A 17,258-nucleotide genomic window follows, 5' to 3' on the forward strand; every position below is an offset into this window, starting at 1 on the left:
CGCGATAGCGTCCCTTTTTAATTCAATCGTATCAATTAGTTGTCTTTCTTAAGACCCGCATTGATGTCTACGATATCTTGCTCAGATAGAGTACCTACTGATTGGCGTAGGTTAAGTACGCTGACAATGTAATCGTAGCGAGCATCAGACAAGTTACTTTCTGCATCGTAAAGCGCCTGTGTCGCTTCTAGTACGTCAACGATAGTACGCGTACCCACATCAAAACCTGCTTTGGTTGCCTCTAGTGCTGATTCAGCAGAGATAACGGTTTGCTCAAACGCGCGAATTGCGCCGATTGATGAGTTGATGTTGTTGTTATTCGCACGAACGTTACGAACCACAGAGCGGTAAGTTTGCTCTAGCTGCTCACTTGCTTCAACGTAAGCGAACTCTGCCTGTTTGGTTTGCGAAGTAATGTTACCACCAGTGTATAGAGGCACAGACAGGTTGATACCAGCATTGAATGCATTGATATTCTCTGATGGACCGCCATAACGGCTGTTGTTACTGTTACGCTCGCTATCGTATCCATAACCACCGTCTAGTGTTAGCGTCGGTAGGTGACCAGAGCTTGCTAATGTAATGTTGTCTTTAGCAATATCTTGTCCGATACGTGCCGATAGTAGATCTAAGTTTTTCGACTGCGCTTCCTCTAGGAAGAAAGTCACACTTTGCTCTGGGCGCGCTGCTGAGAAGCGGTCAGTATCAAGAATATCAATTTTCGTGTGTTCTTGGCCGGTGATCTCACGCAGTGCTTCGTATTGGTTTAACAGGTTGTTTTCTGCCACAACTTCATCTGCCAACACTCGGTCATACTGAGCTTGAGCATCATGTACGTCGGTAATCGCCGATAGACCAACCTCGAAACGCTGCTTAGTTTGTTCTAGCTGACGAGCAACCGCTGCTTTGTTAGCACGAACAGATTCTAGGTTGTCTTTTGAACGCAGCACTTCAAAGTACGCTTGCGCAGTACGAAGGATTAGGTCTTGTTGAGCTGCTGCATATTGCGAGTCTGCTTGACGCGCTGTTTTTTCCGCAGTGTCCAGAGTGATCCAGCTAGCACGGTTGTATAGCTCTTGAGAAAAGCCCACACCGGCAGTTAGATTGGTACTATCTTGAGGATCATAGTCTGATGCAGTGAAATCAAGACCTGCAGTAAGATTGATCTGTGGTAATAGTGTTGCACGAGCAGAATTGATCGCTTCAAATGCACGATCACGCTGAGCGGCTGCACGAAGCAACTGAGGATCGTTTTGCTTTGCTTGATCGTAGATCTCGGTTAGGGAGTCGGCCCATGTCGCTGCACTTACGCTTCCTAATGCAGCTGTAATAAAGAGTGGAAGCAGTTTTTTCATTTGTCCTAATCCTGCCTAGTAATACTAATAAAGGTATGATTCACAGTTTAACTTAAAATGACCGTAATTCACTCGAAACTTTGCACTTTTTTACGCATCCACACCAAAAATTGAGACAAATAATTAACCAGAATCAAATTTATTTTGAATTTTTACGTAAAAAATTGAACCGCGTCCTTGGTAGTCGTTGTATTCCTTGAGTAAACTATAAGATTCACTGTAACTTGAGGTCCGCTATGAGAAACGCACTACCGTCTGGTGATAAGTATACGCCCGATGATGTCGACATTGTGTCAAAAGAGACCGTTTTTAAAGGCTTTTTTGAAATGGTGCAGTTTCGCTTCAAGCATAAACGTTTTGAAGGCGGCTGGAGTTCAGTGATTGACAGAGAAATGTTTGTTCGCGGTGAAGCCGCAGCAATGCTTCCCTACGACCCCGTTCGTGACCAAGTGGTCCTAATCGAACAGATTCGGGTTGGGGCTCTAGAACATGAAAGCCCATGGCAGATGGAAATTGTTGCCGGTATTGTCGATAAGCAAGAGAGTATTGAAGAGCTCGTTTGTCGAGAAGCAGTCGAAGAGGCGGGCGTCGATGTAAAGAATCTCGTGCCGATCACGCGATACTACCCTTCTTCGGGTGGGTGTAATGAGAGAATTTCGGTTTTCGTCGGCCAGGTTGATGCGACTCAAGCGTCTGGTGTTCATGGTTTAGAGAGTGAGGGAGAAGATATTCGTGTCAGTGTCGTATCTCGAGAGCAAGCCTATCAAATGATAGAGAGTGGCGAGATTGAAAACGGTGCGTCCATCATCGCTCTACAATGGTTACAACTAAACTATCAAAAGCTAAAACAGCAATGGTAGAGGGAATTTTTTATGGCTCGCGTTGTCGATACTAATTCGTATCATGTTGATCTAGCAGAGCTAATGCGCATATATGAGACGAACTATGCCAAGCTTAATCGTCTAATTCCAACCGCTCCAGAAGTCGGGGATGTGCGCTGTTATCAAGCGGGATCGCTCACCTATCAGTTAGAGGTGAGAGAAGTGACGAAGTACACAACATTGGTTGAAATTTTCCAAGATGATGAGCTTCCTGTTTTTCCTTTGCCTAAAATGACCGTGAGGCTTTATCACGATGCGAAGGTTGCAGAAGTCTGTGATTGCGAAAATGCTTCTCGAGTTCAAGCACGATACGATTATCCCAATGCAAAAATGCATCAGAAGGATGAAAAGTTTCAGTTTAATCAGTTTTTGAGTGATTGGCTGACGTTTTGCTTAAAAAATGGCATTAGTCGAGCTCCGATTATGTATCGTAGCTAACGAAGAATTATAAGTTCAGGTTTTTAATATTTTGAAGACAACACCCAGTGATGAATCTCAGTTAAGTAGCGTTAGGTTGCTGCAATTAACGGACACGCATCTGTTTGCGCCTCATGATGGTTGCTTGCTGAGTGTTAATACCCAAGACAGTTTTCATGCCGTTGTGGCCGAGGTGATTCAACAAGGAACTCAGTTTGAAGCGCTGCTCGCCACCGGTGATATTTCTCAAGATCATAGCGAAGCGTCATACCAAAAGTTTGTCGCTGGTATTGAGCCTTTGGGATTGCCTTGCTATTGGCTTCCAGGAAACCATGATTACAAACCGTGTATGAACAGTGTAGTAAGCACACCGCTCATGCAGGATGTCACCCATGCGCTTTTAGGAGAGCACTGGCAGGTTTTATTGTTGGACTCTCAAGTAGTCGGTGTCCCACATGGTCGACTTAGTGACAGTCAGTTGGATTTCTTGGAGCGTAAGCTAACAGAGCATGCCAACCGACACACCTTGGTCTTATTGCATCATCATCCACTGTTAGTAAACAGTGCGTGGCTCGATCAGCACTCTTTGAAAGATGCGCACGAGTTTTGGCAGGTAGTGGATAAGCATGACAATGTGCGTGCTGTATTGTGTGGTCATATTCATCAAGAAATGGATGTGATTCGAGAGGGTGTTCGAGTGCTTGCAACCCCTTCGACCTGTGTGCAGTTCAAGCCTAACTCGAATGAGTTTGCGCTTGATACCCGTGCACCAGGCTGGCGTGAACTCGAGCTTTGCGCAGATGGTACGGTGAATACAGAGGTCAAACGCTTACCACATGGTTCATTCCGTCCAGATTTTAATGCGGAAGGCTACTAATGAGTACCAAAAAGCCACTACTACTTTATATTCATGGGTTTAACAGCTCGCCTCAGTCATTCAAGGCGCAAGTCATGATGGACTACTGTCGCGAACATCGACCTGATATTAAAGTAGTGGTGCCGCAAATGCCTTGCTTTCCCCAGCAAGCGGCGGAGTATCTGCAGCAACTGATCGAAACGTATCAAAGCGATTATCAAATTGCGCTTGTGGGCAGCTCTTTAGGTGGCTACCTCTCGACTTGGCTAAATAATCTATATGGGTTTAAAGCGGTGTTGATTAACCCAGCCGTAAAGCCTTATGAACTGTTGTTGGATTACCTTGGTGAGCAGCAGAACCCCTATACACATGAACGTTACTTTCTAGAAGCGAAGCATATTGATGAACTCAAAGCGCTAGAGGTGAATGAGCTAACTTCGCCACAGGATTTTTGGCTACTGCAGCAAGAAGGTGACGAGGTGCTAGATTATCGCCAGGCGGTGAGTAAGTATCGTGAAAGTAAGCAAACTGTTGAAGAAAATGGCGATCATAGCTTTGTGGGCTTCGAGCGATTCCCTGAACAGATAATCCGCTTCTTATCCCTGTAAGCGATGCTTTTTTCGTCTCCGCTTGAGGAGACAGTCATAATTTTCCCCCCAACTTCTGCGTGAAACTTGACAACACTGGCGTTGAGCCAGACTATGATACGTCTGTACTTGCGCGTAAGTCTCGGAACTGTGTATCAATTCACCGAGCGAACTGCGATCTTCCATCGCACACTATTTTTGCTGCTAAGTATCAATCATTATTTTGAGTAAAATTTCCGTATTATGACAGAACAATATAATGCTGGAGCCATTGAGGTTCTCAATGGTCTTGAGCCAGTACGTCGCCGACCAGGGATGTATACGGATACAGCGCGCCCAAACCATTTGGGCCAAGAAGTTATCGATAACAGTGTCGATGAAGCGCTAGCCGGACATGCCTCTAAGGTACAAGTCATTCTGCATGCCGACCAATCGTTAGAGGTTATCGATGATGGTCGTGGTATGCCCGTCGATATTCACCCTGAAGAAAAGATCTCGGGTGTTGAACTGATTTTCTGTAAGCTGCACGCTGGTGGTAAGTTCTCAAACAAGAACTACCAGTTCTCGGGTGGCTTGCACGGTGTTGGTATCTCTGTAGTAAACGCGTTGTCAAAGCGCGTTGAAGTTGCCGTACGTCGTGACGGGCAAGTGTATGAGATGGCGTTCGAGAACGGTAATAAGGTTCAAGAGCTGACGGTCACTGGCACTTGTGGTCGACGTAATCGCGGCACCAGTGTTCACTTCTGGCCAGATGCGAGCTATTTCGATTCTGCTAACTTCTCTGTTACTCGACTGGTTAACAATCTCAGAGCGAAAGCGGTTCTTTGTCCTGGATTAGAAATCACCTTCAGCGACAAAGTGAACGGTAAAGACTACAAGTGGTACTACGAAGATGGTCTAAAAGACTATCTAACGGAAGGCGTCAAAGGTTATGCCGTACTGCCTGAAGCACCGTTTACCGGTGAATTCTCTGCGGAAACCGAAGCGGCAACTTGGGCGGTCATTTGGCAGCCTGAAGGTGGTGAGATGATCACCGAAAGCTACGTAAACTTGATCCCGACTGCTCAGGGTGGTACCCACGTCAATGGTCTGCGTCAGGGCTTGCTCGATGCGATGCGTGAGTTTTGTGAGTTCCGTAACTTACTGCCTCGTGGCGTTAAGCTTACCGGTGATGATGTTTTTGAGCGTTGCTCGTATGTCTTGTCTATCAAGATGCAAGATCCGCAGTTCGCGGGTCAAACCAAAGAGCGCCTCTCGTCGCGCCAATGCGCAGCGTTTGTCTCTGGTGTGGTTAAAGATGCGTTCAGCCTGTGGCTAAACGAAAAACCTCAACTTGCAGAGCAGCTTGCTGAAGTCTGTATTGCTAATGCCCACCGCCGTATGCGTGCCAGCAAAAAGGTGGTTCGTAAGAAGGTCGCCTCGGGTCCTGCACTGCCAGGTAAGCTGACCGATTGTTCACAGCAAGATCTTAACCGCACCGAAATCTTCTTCGTGGAGGGTGACTCGGCGGGTGGTAGTGCCAAACAGGCACGTGATCGTGAGTTCCAAGCGGTGATGCCACTGCGCGGTAAAATCCTTAATACCTGGGAAGTCTCGGCTGACCAAGTGCTCGCATCACAAGAAGTGCATGATATCTCCGTGGCGCTTGGTATCGACCCTGATACCGAAAACCTTGATGGTCTTCGCTACGGTAAAGTCTGTATCCTTGCCGATGCGGACTCGGATGGTCTGCATATTGCCACGCTGCTTTGTGCTCTGTTCACTAAGCATTTCCGCTCCCTGGTTGCTGCTGGTCACGTCTATGTGGCGATGCCGCCTCTGTATCGAATCGACTGTGGTAAAGAGGTGTTTTACGCCCTCGATGATGACGAGAAGGATGGCATTTTAGAGCGTCTTAGTAAGAAGAAAGCGAAGATCAACGTTCAGCGATTCAAAGGTCTAGGTGAGATGAACCCGCTTCAACTGCGCGAAACCACGATGGACCCGAATACACGCCGTTTGGTGCAACTGACCATTGATGATGACGAAGCTACCAATGAAATGATGGATATGCTGCTTGGTAAAAAGCGTGCGGACGATCGTCGTAGCTGGCTACAAAACAACGGTGACATGGCTGAGGTATAACAATGTCGACTGAAATGTCTTTTGATGGCGTAGAACAGCTGCCTCTGCGAAAGTTCACTGAAGACGCCTATCTGAATTACTCAATGTACGTGATTATGGATCGTGCATTGCCTTATATTGGCGATGGTCTAAAGCCTGTTCAGCGCCGCATTATCTATGCGATGTCTGAGCTTGGTCTCTCGGCATCGGCGAAATACAAAAAATCAGCTCGTACGGTTGGTGACGTTCTAGGTAAATATCACCCACACGGTGACTCAGCCTGTTATGAAGCCATGGTATTAATGGCTCAGCCATTCTCTTACCGTTATCCGCTTGTGGATGGTCAAGGTAACTGGGGTGCGCCGGATGATCCGAAATCGTTCGCTGCGATGCGTTATACCGAAGCAAAACTGTCTAAGTTTGCTGAAGTACTGCTAGGCGAAGTTGGGCAAGGCACGGTTGAGTGGCAGCCAAATTTTGACGGCACCATGAAAGAGCCAAAGATCTTACCTGCACGATTACCGCATATCTTGCTGAATGGCATTACGGGCATCGCTGTTGGTATGGCTACCGATATCCCGCCACACAACATGCGTGAGATCGCCGATGCAACTATCCATCTCATTGATAAGCCGAAATCTGAGCTTGCTGAGGTGATGGAGTTTGTAAAGGGGCCTGACTATCCAACGGAAGCTGAAATCATCTCACCGCAAGCCGATTTAGAGAAAATCTATCGTACGGGTCGTGGTAGCGTGAAGATGCGTGCCGTTTGGCATAAGGAAGGCGCAGAGATTGTCATTACTGCGCTGCCGCATCAGGTATCTGGCGCGAAGCTTCTGGAACAAATAGCGAACCAGATGCGTGCGAAGAAACTGCCAATGGTGGACGATCTTCGTGATGAGTCGGATCATGAGAACCCAACGCGTATCGTCGTGGTGCCGCGCTCAAACCGCATCGATTGTGATCAGTTGATGAATCACTTGTTCGCATCGACGGATCTTGAGAAAAACTTCCGCGTAAACCTCAATATGATCGGTCTTGATAATCGCCCACAAGTGAAAGGTCTTATACAGATCTTAACGGAGTGGATCGAGTACCGCCGTGAGACAGTGCGTAAGCGTCTTCAGTATCGTCTAGATAAGATCCTTTCTCGCTTGCACATCCTTGAAGGTTTGTTGGTAGCTTACCTAAACCTAGATGAAGTGATTGAAATCATCCGTACTGAGGATGAACCAAAAGCGGTGCTGATGGCGCGCTTTGGTATCACGGACATTCAAGCGGATGCAATCCTGGATACCAAGCTTCGCCACCTGGCTAAGCTGGAAGAAATGAAGATCCGTGGTGAGCAGGAAGAGCTTGAGAAAGAGCGCGAGAAGCTAGAGAAGCTGCTTGGCTCTGAGCGTCGTATGAACACGCTACTTAAGAAAGAAATTCAAGCGGACGCTGAAAAATACGGTGATGACCGTCGCTCTCCAATCGTTGAGCGTGCAGAAGCGAAAGCGATGACTGAGCGTGATCTTGTTCCGAGTGAGCCAATCACGGTTGTGTTGTCTGAAAAAGGCTGGATTCGCCATGCTAAAGGCCATGATGTCGACGCTAGCGGCCTCAACTATAAAGCAGGTGATAAGTACCTTGCCTCAGCACGAGGTAAGAGTAATCAGCCAGCGGTATTCCTCGGTAGTGATGGCCGAAGCTATTCGCTCGAGTCACACTCTCTACCGTCAGCGCGTAGCCAAGGTGAACCAATTACAGGTCGACTAAACATCAATGCGGGTTCAAGTATTCGTCAGGTCGTGATGGGTGAAGAGAGCCAGCTTTGGTTAATCGGCTCAGACGCGGGCTACGGTTTTGTCTGTAAAGGCAGCGACTTACTGTCAAAAAACCGCAGTGGTAAAGCGTTAGTGACCTTGCCTCAAGCAGCGGAAGTAATGACACCTGCAATGGTTGGCGATCTTGAGTCCGATGAGATTCTGGCGATTACTAACCAAGGTCGAATGCTGCTGTTCCCGATTAAAGACTTGCCACAGCTTGGCAAGGGTAAAGGTAACAAGATCATCAATATTCCGTCGGCGAAGGCTAAGGCGCGCGAAGAGTTTGTTTCGCATCTGATGGCGCTGCCTCAAGGTACATCAATCACCTTGTATGCCGGTAAGCGTAAGTTAGGGTTGAAACCAAGTGACCTAGATAACTTCCGAGGCGAACGCGGTCGTCGTGGCGGCCTGCTACCAAGGGGTCTTCAGCGCGTGACTCGTATCGAAGTTGAAAGCAATGACGCACAAGAGACGCCGACTGAAGAGTAAATTCAGTTAGTAATAAAAAAACCTCCGACAAGTCGGAGGTTTTTTTATGGTTGTCGTTTTATACCCGGCTTATTCTCGGCTATCTTCGCCTACCGTGACTGGTAAGGTAATCTCTTTACCATCACGAAGTAGCTTGGCTTCTACAGTGGTTCCTGGCCTTAGATCGGTAACCAAATCAAGCACACCTTGACGTCCGTTAAGCTTGTTGCCATCAATCATCAAGATTATATCCTGAACCTGAATGCCCGCCTTTGCGGCAGGTCCTTCTGGGTCTAGGCCCAGTACGATAATTCCGCCGATATGTTCGTTTCCGAGCAGACGAGCGGTAACAGAATTGATGTCTTGCCCATCAACCCCGATGTAACCACGAATCACACGTCCATCCGCTATGATCTTTTCCATAATCTTGCTTGCAAGCGGATAGGGAATAGCGAAAGAAATGCCGTAGGTCTCAAGGTCAGTGGCCTGCTGGAATGAAGCGGTATTGATGCCAACCAGTTCACCACGTGTATTAACTAAAGCGCCACCGGAGTTGCCCTGGTTGATCGCGGCATCAGTCTGGATAAAGGCTTGAATACCACCTGCACTAATTGAAGAGCGACCTGTTGCCGATATGATGCCAAATGTGGTCGTTTGCCCGAGGTTGTAGGGATTACCAATCGCGAGAACCACATCGCCTACCTTAGGTGAGTAACTCGGGTTTAGCGGGATAACTGGCAGGTTGCCACCTTCTATTCGCAAAACGGCGATATCTGTACGTTGGTCTTTGCCGACTAGTTGAGCGGCTGCCACGCGTCCATCTTGCAGCGCGACGATGATTTGGTCTGCGTTAGCGACAACATGATAATTGGTAATGATATACCCTTTATCGCTGACAATAACGCCTGAACCCAATCCTTGAGTCGCGAGTGTTGTGCGGTCACTCTCTTTATACTGACGACTGTAGATATTGACCACGGCAGGGGCCGCTTTACGGACTGCTTGGTTAAATGAGATCTGTTCGGTCGTATCATACTCAGGTTGAGAAGCGAGATTATTCGGTATGATGTTTTGTCTGAGGGAAGGAACCGCAAGTAGCACGAGTAGCGCTGTAATGAGACCCATAGATACAGAGCGGATGAGAAAGTTCAGCATTGTTCCCTCTAGTTGAATCGGAATTTGAGCCGCTATGTCGGAATTCGCAAACGGTTACCTTCTTAACTTAGTATTATCTGACAGTCAAAACGAGATAATTTTTTTGATACTAACCGAAAAAGTTCTGATAAGCACAGCTGTGGTGCAAAGGATATCATTTCTGCTGCAGATAATAAAAGAGCAGCCTCTATTCGGCTGCTCTATGACACAAAATTAACTCAGTCTATTTGTCGTTAACGTACAACGAGGTAAATGGTCCTGTCACCACGCTGTATGTTTAGAGCAAGTACACCAGGTTTCTTCTCTAGGATCTTACGCAGTTCACCCACGTTTTTCACTCGAGCGCGGTTAACACCGATGATAATGTCACCTTGTTGCAACTCATATTGAGCGGCCGCTGAGCCTTCCTCGACAGATTTCACTTTGACGCCCTCAACTGGGTCGCTGCTGTCGGTGTTAGCAAACTCTGCACCCGTTAAGCCTTCGTGAAGTTTGTCGGCTTTGGTGATGGTCTTCGCTGCCTCTGATAATGTTACATCGTAAGACTTCTCTTGGCCGTCTCGAACGATACCTAGCGTCACGGTTTTGCCAGCACCCAAGGTGGCGACTTTTGCTCTAAGCTCGCTAAAGGTAGAGATCTTCTTACCGTTAACAGAGACAATGATGTCACCGGCTTCAAGGCCCGCTTTGTCCGCAGCGCTATCAGGAATGACTTGGCTAACGAATGCACCTTTACTGGAGTTGTAACCCAGCGCCTCCGCGAGCTCAGAGGTGACTTCTCCACCTTGTACACCTAACATGCCGCGTTTCACTTCGCCAAACTCAATGATCTGGTCTGTGAGGTTTTTCATCATGTTAGATGGAATCGCAAAGCCAATCCCCACGTTACCACCGTTAGGACCGAGAATCGCAGTGTTGATGCCGATGAGCTCACCATTAAGGTTCACCAACGCGCCACCAGAGTTACCACTGTTGATCGCAGCATCTGTTTGAATGAAGTTTTCAAAGTTTTCTAGGTTGAGCCCGCTGCGCCCAAGGGCTGAAACGATACCTGAGGTAACTGTTTGACCGAGTCCAAATGGGTTACCAATTGCAACGGTAAAGTCACCGACGCGAAGTTCGTCAGAGTCCGCGACCTTAATTTCGGTGAGGTTCTTGGCACCATCGACCTTTAGCAGCGCGACGTCTGACATTTCATCGCCGCCAACCAGCTCAGCATCGAACTCACGTCCATCGCCAAGTTTGATACGAATCTCTTCCGCACCATTAATCACGTGGTAGTTAGTGACAATATAGCCTTTGTCCGCATCGACAACGACACCAGAGCCGAGACCTCTAAACGGTCGCTCTTGAAGCTGTTCGGTTGGGAAGTCAGGGCCGAAGAAGAAGCGAAACTGCTCTGGCAATTGCTGTCGAGAAACTTGTGTACCCTCCACTGCAATACTGACGACAGCGGGTGTCACCTTTTCCAGCATAGGGGCTAGACTAGGGAGCTGTTCGCCGTTTACGGAAAGCGGTAATGCAGCGGTTGCAGGTAGTGGGGCGATGATTGCACTCAGACTTAACGAAAGGACAGTTAATGCAAGTACTGGTTTTTTCATCATAAAACTCCTCTTTGGATCAGTAAGGTTTATGACTCAACGAAAGTTGTAAAGTTCATCCTGAATGTAAAAACGGCCAGTAATTTATTCAATTACTGGCCGTGGTAACTTGTCTACTAAGACGCTTTTGCTGTTGTCATGGGTTCTTGTACAACAGATTCTTGCCCGACAGCTTCGGGCGCTTCAACGACTTCTTTCTTTTCTTCAGTAAGAAGTCCAGTTGCACCGTTAACATAATCTTTCGGTGGATGCTCAACCTCAGCGTTGGCTTCGATGGTTTCCACATTATGCTCGGCAATCTTCTTAACGAAAGGATTGTCTTGCTCTGGCAAGTTAGGCATCAGCTCAGTCGAGGTCTTTGCCATGTGTTGATACAGTTTTGTGTAATCCTTACCCAGTGTATCAAGCATCTCTGCGGTTTGAGCAAAGTGGTCTGAGAGTTCTTGACGTTGCTGCTCAAGTGCAAACTTTGCGGATTCAAGGTCTTTCTGTAGCGTCTTTTGTTTCTTGTATTGTGGAGTAGTTAGTCGGGAAATTACGATTCCGAGAATAGCACCAACTAGCAAGCCGACAATGGCATATATCCAAGGCATAACAGCTCCTTTATAATGATTATTAACATGCGCGTTACCAAGCGGTTACACACGTCGTTTAGCCATGTTACTATGAGATTTAGAGCCAATAAAGCAAAAATACGTGCTCTCCAGCCCTTGGATCAGTGTTGCGAGTAATCCATGACGCCCATAGAAAGATACGAACATGATATAAAAATGAATGGTTTTCAAGCAGACCCAGCCCAGCGGGCTGCTGTGGAAGCCTTAGATAGGTTGCATCATCAGTTTAACGATTACTTACAGTTTGAAGCGCCTGCGCTAACGATGATGCAAAAACTGCTAGGTAAGAAGCCTAAAGAAGCGACGCCACCGCAAGGTCTCTATTTTTGGGGAGGAGTAGGGCGCGGTAAAACCTACTTGATGGATGCGTTTTTCGATAGCTTACCTACCACGAAAAAGATGCGTGTCCACTTTCACCGCTTTATGTATCGGGTTCACGATGAACTCAAACAGCTTGGTGATGTGGAAAACCCACTTGAGAAAGTTGCCGATAGGTTTGAAGCTGAAGCGAAGATTATCTGTTTTGATGAGTTTTTTGTTTCGGACATAACGGACGCCATGATCTTAGCGACCCTGTTACAAGCACTCTTTAAACGTGGTGTTGTACTGGTCGCTACCTCTAACATCCCTCCTGAAGACTTGTATCGTAATGGCCTGCAGCGCGCTCGATTCATGCCTGCAATTACCCTTATTCAGAGTCAGTGTGTGGTGCTGAATGTAGATAGTGGTATCGATTATCGGCTTCGAACCCTGGAACAGGCAGAAATCTACCATTTCCCATTAGATGAAGCCGCAAACCAAATCCTAGAGCGTTACTTCAATCAACTGGTGGTGGACGATCGCGTTCACGAAGCAAGTATTGATATCAATCATCGCGATATTGAAGTCTTTGCCGCTGCCGATGATGTCTTATTTGCTAGTTTCGCGCAGCTTTGCCAGACCATGCGCAGTCAAAATGACTACATTGAGATGTCTCGAATCTACCACACAGTGCTGTTAGCCGATGTTAAGCAGATGGATGCCAAACTGGATGATGCTGCGAGGCGGTTTATTGCCTTAGTGGATGAATTCTATGAAAGACGGGTAAAACTGATTATTTCTGCAGAGGTACCACTGGAAGAGCTGTACACCCAAGGTCAGTTGGAGTTTGAGTTCAAGCGCTGTATCTCGCGTCTTACAGAGATGCAAAGCCATGACTATTTAGCTTCAGAGCATCTACCTTGATGTTTTTGGTAAATTTGTCCAAAAAATAGATGATTTTTTCCTCGAGCTTCTCTATAATCCTGCGACCCACCGTTACTGCAGGCGAGTTTCTTCAAACTTTTTGAGGAACGATGCCGAGAGTTTCAACACTCGAAGGGGTGATGTATGGGCTCTTAGACAGTGGGAGCGAAAGCTCCTTAAGTGTAAATTTAATTAACGGGTTATTATTAGCATGAAAACTTTCGTTGCTAAACCAGAAACTGTAAAACGCGACTGGTACGTTGTAGACGCTGAAGGTAAAACTCTTGGCCGTCTAGCAAGTGAAATTGCATCTCGCCTACGTGGCAAACACAAAGCTGAATACACTCCTCACACTGACACTGGTGATTACATCATCGTTGTTAATGCTGAGAAAGTTACTGTAACTGGTAACAAGGCTAAGAACAAAGTTTACTACCGTCACTCTGAGTTCCCAGGCGGCCTAAAATCAATCACTTTTGAAAAGCTGATCGATCGTAAGCCTGAAATGGCTCTTGAGCTAGCGGTTAAAGGTATGCTACCACGTGGTCCTCTAGGCCGTGCTATGTACCGTAAGCTTAAAGTTTACGCTGGCGCTGAGCACAACCATGTTGCTCAACAACCACAAGTACTAGACATCTAATCGGGGATTTCGAAAATGGCAGAGAATCAATACTACGGCACTGGCCGTCGCAAAAGCTCAGCTGCTCGTGTTTTCATCAAACCAGGCACTGGCAATATCGTAGTTAACAAGCGTGAACTAGAAACTTACTTCGGTCGCGAAACTTCTTGCATGGTAGTTCGTCAGCCTCTTGAGCTAACTGAACTAACTGAGAAGCTAGACCTATTCGTTACTGTAAAAGGTGGCGGTATTTCTGGTCAAGCAGGTGCTATCCGTCACGGTATCACTCGCGCGCTAATGGAATACGATGAGACTCTACGTCCTGCTCTACGTGCAGCTGGCTACGTTACGCGTGACGCTCGTTGCGTTGAACGTAAGAAAGTTGGTCTACGTAAAGCACGTCGTCGTCCACAGTTCTCTAAGCGTTAATTTTCTCCTTATCGAGAAAATTATGCTTTCCAGTTTTATGCTGGAACGTGGAATCAAAAAGCTCAGCTTCGGCTGGGCTTTTTTGTATTTATACGTCCAATAACCTCATTAAATTCAGAAACTCTGATCTTCACTCTCTCCTTTTCCCTCCTTTTGTGAACTAGCAAGCGATTTCCTGCTATAGATGTTACGAAAAGGTAGCTTTATCTTGTCAAAAAGTAGGGTTTTCTTTATCATTTGCTATCAAATAAATACAACTAAAATTCGTATTTTGTTAGCCATGCTCTACTGGTCGGAATCGATGTCTGAGCAGACTCAAGTAGCCAAAATAATTAGTACTATTGGCTCGTTCAATTTGAAGGAAAATAGCCCAAGGAATGGTTCCCCAATGGGTTATTCCATCTAAAAGAGCAACTTGGATTCGCTCAGTGTTGACCCAAAGGAGCAAATGGGAGAAATGTTGGATGAGCAATGCGCCTTTAAATAACGGTCGCAGGCGTTTCCTTACTGCGACAACTGCGGTTGTCGGTGGTTTGGGAGCAGCTGCAGTCGCCGTTCCTTTTATTAAATCTTGGAACCCAAGTGCCAAAGCAAAAGCTGCTGGTGCCCCTGTTGAAGTGGACGTCAGCAAGCTTGAAGAAGGTCAAATGGTTCGTGTTGAATGGCAGGGTAAGCCGGTATGGGTTGTGCGTCGCGCGCAATCTGTTGTGGACAACCTAAGCAACCTAGCCAATCAGCTACGTGACCCAGACTCCGCTGAAGAACAACAGCCAGAGTATGCACAAAACGTGTACCGCTCCATTAAACCGGAGTACTTTGTTGCCGTTGGTTTCTGTACCCACCTAGGTTGTTCGCCTACCTATCTTGCTGATTCCTTTAGTGAACAAGTCCAAGGTGTGAAGTCTGGTTTCTTCTGCCCGTGTCATGGTTCTAAGTTTGATATGGCTGGTCGTGTTTTCCAAAACGTACCAGCGCCACTCAACCTTGTCATTCCTAAACACATGTACTTGAGCGATACCAGAATCCTTATTGGTGTTGATGAGGGGGATGCATAATGCAAGTGTTACTTGATTGGGTAGAAAAACGTCTACCTGCAATGAATGCTTATAAAAAGCATTTGTCTGAATACCCAATGCCAAAAAACTTCAACTTTTGGTATCTGTTTGGCTCACTAGCCATGCTAGTGCTGGTTAACCAAATCCTAACGGGTATTTGGCTAACAATGAACTACGTACCTTCTGGCGAAGGTGCATTTGCCTCTGTTGAATACATCATGCGTGATGTGGAATACGGATGGCTACTCCGCTATATGCACTCAACGGGCGCCTCGGCTTTCTTCGTTGTTGTCTACCTTCACATGTTCCGTGGTCTTATCTACGGTTCTTACCAGAAGCCGCGTGAGCTGCTGTGGGTATTCGGCATGCTGATCTTCCTTGTGTTGATGGCAGAAGCATTTATGGGATACCTACTTCCTTGGGGACAAATGTCTTACTGGGGTGCTCAGGTAATCATCTCGCTCTTTGGTGCTATTCCAGTTATCGGTGATGACCTAACGCTTTGGATCCGTGGTGATTACATTATCTCTGGTGCAACGCTTAACCGCTTCTTCGCGCTTCACGTGATTGCTCTGCCAATCGTGCTGCTACTTCTTGTTGTCTTGCACGTACTCGCTCTACACGAAGTAGGCTCAAACAACCCTGATGGTATTGAGACTAAGCTTCCTAAAGGCAGCATGGGCGATGACTACAAGACGCAGTTCAAGTTCCACGATTACTACAGTAAGAAATACGACATCATTGATTCGATTCCTTTCCATCCTTACGGTACGGTAAAAGATCTTGTTGGTGTGGCTGGCTTCTTCTTCCTGTTCTGTTATGTGTTGTTCTTTAACCCAGAGATGGGCGGTTACTTCCTTGAGCCACCTAACTTTGAAGCAGCGAACCCGCTGAAGACTCCTGAGCACATTGCTCCGGTATGGTACTTCACGCCGTTCTACGCGATTCTGCGTGCGGTTCCGGACAAGCTGTTGGGTGTGGTAGCAATGGGTCTATCGATTGTGTTCCTATTCCTACTTCCTTGGTTCGATCGCTGTAAAGTTCGCTCTTATCGCTACAGAAGTAAGATTCACCTAATCAACATCATCCAGTTCACCATTAGCTTTATTGCTTTGGGTATTCTTGGTGCGCTACCAGCGACGCCGACGTACACGCTACTGGCTCAGATCTTCAGTTTAGGTTACTTCATGTTCTTCGTTCTGCTGTTCTTCTACAGTAAAAATGAGAACACCAAGCCATTGCCAGAGAGGGTGACATTCAAATGAAAAAGTGGATTGTAGTACTTTTCGCATTGCTGCCATCTCTAGCACTAGCGGCTGGTGGCAATGTAAATCTTGATAAAGCAAACAATGATTTGACGGACAAAGCGTCGCTTCAAAACGGTGCCAAGCTGTTTATGAACTACTGCTTTGCGTGTCACTCGACGCAGTATCAACGCTATGAGCGTGTGGCGACTGACTTGGGTATCCCGGTTGATCTTGCAAAAGAGAACCTAGTGTTCGACCCAGAAGCTAAGATCGGTGATTTGATGGTTAACTCTATGCCTCAGAAACAAGCAGCGGCTTGGTTTGGTGCAGCGCCACCGGATCTAACCTTGGTTGCTCGTGTTCGCGGCGTAGACTGGCTATACACATACCTACGTACTTTCTATGTCGATCCAAGTCGTCCGTTTGGCGTGAACAATACCACCTTCCCGAATGTGGGTATGCCGCATGTTCTTGAAGAGCTGCAAGGTATCCCGACACCAATCTTCGAGACTAAGATCGTTGATGGTGAGGAAGTACAAGTGATTGTTGGCACTCAAACCGATGGTCGTGGTGAGCTGAGCTCAAGTGAGTATGACGATGCAGTACGTGACCTCGTCAACTTCCTTGAATACTCAGGTGACCCAGTGAAGCTTGAGCGTCATGCGCTAGGTTGGTGGGTGATGGCGTTCCTAGTCATCTTTACTATCGTCGTTGTGCTGCTTAAGAAAGAGTATTGGCGCGATGTTCACTAATTGTGCTATCATAGCGCGTTAATTCCAATTTGTTCACAATGGAGGCACAGCCTCCATTGTTTTTTGTAAGTATCCCGGAGGGCT

The 17,258-nt window shown here is 47.0% G+C and carries 16 protein-coding genes; 12 read left to right on the forward strand and 4 right to left on the reverse strand.

Annotation, left to right across the window (positions count from 1 at the left end):
* Positions 1-35 precede the first annotated feature (35 nt).
* A complete protein-coding gene (gene tolC, locus AC6I8Y_RS02340) occupies positions 36-1,355 on the reverse strand; it encodes an outer membrane channel protein TolC (RefSeq protein ID WP_128647946.1) in 1,320 nt (439 codons plus the stop codon).
* A 236-nt stretch (positions 1,356-1,591) separates the two neighbouring features.
* Here tolC and nudF point away from each other — a divergent pair, with 236 nt between their 5' ends.
* The 6 genes from nudF (at position 1,592) to parC (ending at position 8,499) form a co-directional block, all read left to right on the forward strand.
* The gene (gene nudF, locus AC6I8Y_RS02345; protein ID WP_394152911.1) at positions 1,592-2,215 is read left to right on the forward strand and encodes an ADP-ribose diphosphatase; all 624 of its coding nucleotides are present in this window, start codon (positions 1,592-1,594) and stop codon (positions 2,213-2,215) included.
* Between the two features lie 12 nt (positions 2,216-2,227).
* Positions 2,228-2,674 (forward strand): DUF1249 family protein, encoded by a 447-nt coding sequence (locus AC6I8Y_RS02350; protein ID WP_042475892.1) that lies wholly within the window; start codon positions 2,228-2,230, stop codon positions 2,672-2,674.
* Positions 2,675-2,705: 31 nt separating this feature from the next.
* The gene (cpdA, locus tag AC6I8Y_RS02355) at positions 2,706-3,530 is read left to right on the forward strand and encodes a 3',5'-cyclic-AMP phosphodiesterase (protein ID WP_498020717.1); all 825 of its coding nucleotides are present in this window, start codon (positions 2,706-2,708) and stop codon (positions 3,528-3,530) included.
* Complete coding sequence (yqiA, locus tag AC6I8Y_RS02360) at positions 3,530-4,117, forward strand: esterase YqiA (RefSeq protein WP_498020718.1); 588 nt, start codon at positions 3,530-3,532, stop codon at positions 4,115-4,117. The genes cpdA and yqiA overlap by 1 nt, the downstream gene beginning before the upstream one ends.
* Positions 4,118-4,339: 222 nt before the next feature.
* Positions 4,340-6,220, forward strand: a complete 1,881-nt coding sequence (gene parE, locus AC6I8Y_RS02365; protein ID WP_394152917.1) for a DNA topoisomerase IV subunit B — start codon at positions 4,340-4,342, stop codon at positions 6,218-6,220.
* Positions 6,221-6,222: 2 nt separating this feature from the next.
* The gene (gene parC, locus AC6I8Y_RS02370; RefSeq protein ID WP_498020719.1) at positions 6,223-8,499 is read left to right on the forward strand and encodes a DNA topoisomerase IV subunit A; all 2,277 of its coding nucleotides are present in this window, start codon (positions 6,223-6,225) and stop codon (positions 8,497-8,499) included.
* A gap of 69 nt (positions 8,500-8,568) precedes the next feature.
* Here the strand turns inward: parC and degS are convergent, their stop codons facing one another.
* The 3 genes from degS to zapG all read right to left on the reverse strand — a co-directional run bounded on the left by degS (position 8,569) and on the right by zapG (position 11,827).
* A complete protein-coding gene (gene degS / locus AC6I8Y_RS02375; protein ID WP_394152921.1) occupies positions 8,569-9,633 on the reverse strand; it encodes an outer membrane-stress sensor serine endopeptidase DegS in 1,065 nt (354 codons plus the stop codon).
* Positions 9,634-9,866: 233 nt separating this feature from the next.
* Positions 9,867-11,234, reverse strand: coding sequence for a Do family serine endopeptidase (locus AC6I8Y_RS02380; protein ID WP_498021424.1), 1,368 nt, complete (start codon positions 11,232-11,234; stop codon positions 9,867-9,869).
* Positions 11,235-11,350: 116 nt separating this feature from the next.
* Positions 11,351-11,827: a Z-ring associated protein ZapG gene (zapG, locus tag AC6I8Y_RS02385; protein WP_252013366.1), complete on the reverse strand. Its 477-nt coding sequence runs from the start codon at positions 11,825-11,827 to the stop codon at positions 11,351-11,353.
* 141 nt (positions 11,828-11,968) lie between these two features.
* Here zapG and zapE point away from each other — a divergent pair, with 141 nt between their 5' ends.
* From zapE to AC6I8Y_RS02415, 6 genes are all read left to right on the forward strand, one after another.
* The gene (gene zapE, locus AC6I8Y_RS02390; RefSeq protein ID WP_498020720.1) at positions 11,969-13,072 is read left to right on the forward strand and encodes a cell division protein ZapE; all 1,104 of its coding nucleotides are present in this window, start codon (positions 11,969-11,971) and stop codon (positions 13,070-13,072) included.
* Positions 13,073-13,283: 211 nt separating this feature from the next.
* Positions 13,284-13,712, forward strand: a complete 429-nt coding sequence (gene rplM / locus AC6I8Y_RS02395) for a 50S ribosomal protein L13 (protein ID WP_234494550.1) — start codon at positions 13,284-13,286, stop codon at positions 13,710-13,712.
* Positions 13,713-13,727: 15 nt separating this feature from the next.
* A complete protein-coding gene (rpsI, locus tag AC6I8Y_RS02400; RefSeq protein ID WP_042475909.1) occupies positions 13,728-14,120 on the forward strand; it encodes a 30S ribosomal protein S9 in 393 nt (130 codons plus the stop codon).
* A gap of 464 nt (positions 14,121-14,584) precedes the next feature.
* Positions 14,585-15,175 carry a ubiquinol-cytochrome c reductase iron-sulfur subunit gene (petA, locus tag AC6I8Y_RS02405; protein WP_234494549.1) on the forward strand — a complete coding sequence of 197 codons (591 nt, stop codon included), beginning with the start codon at positions 14,585-14,587 and terminating at the stop codon, positions 15,173-15,175.
* The gene (locus tag AC6I8Y_RS02410) at positions 15,175-16,440 is read left to right on the forward strand and encodes a cytochrome b (RefSeq protein ID WP_042475912.1); all 1,266 of its coding nucleotides are present in this window, start codon (positions 15,175-15,177) and stop codon (positions 16,438-16,440) included. The genes petA and AC6I8Y_RS02410 overlap by 1 nt, the downstream gene beginning before the upstream one ends.
* Complete coding sequence (locus tag AC6I8Y_RS02415; RefSeq protein ID WP_234494548.1) at positions 16,437-17,174, forward strand: cytochrome c1; 738 nt, start codon at positions 16,437-16,439, stop codon at positions 17,172-17,174. Before AC6I8Y_RS02410 ends, AC6I8Y_RS02415 begins: the two co-directional genes overlap by 4 nt.
* Positions 17,175-17,258 lie beyond the last annotated feature (84 nt).

Source organism: Vibrio sp. KUL78, from assembly GCF_059725505.1.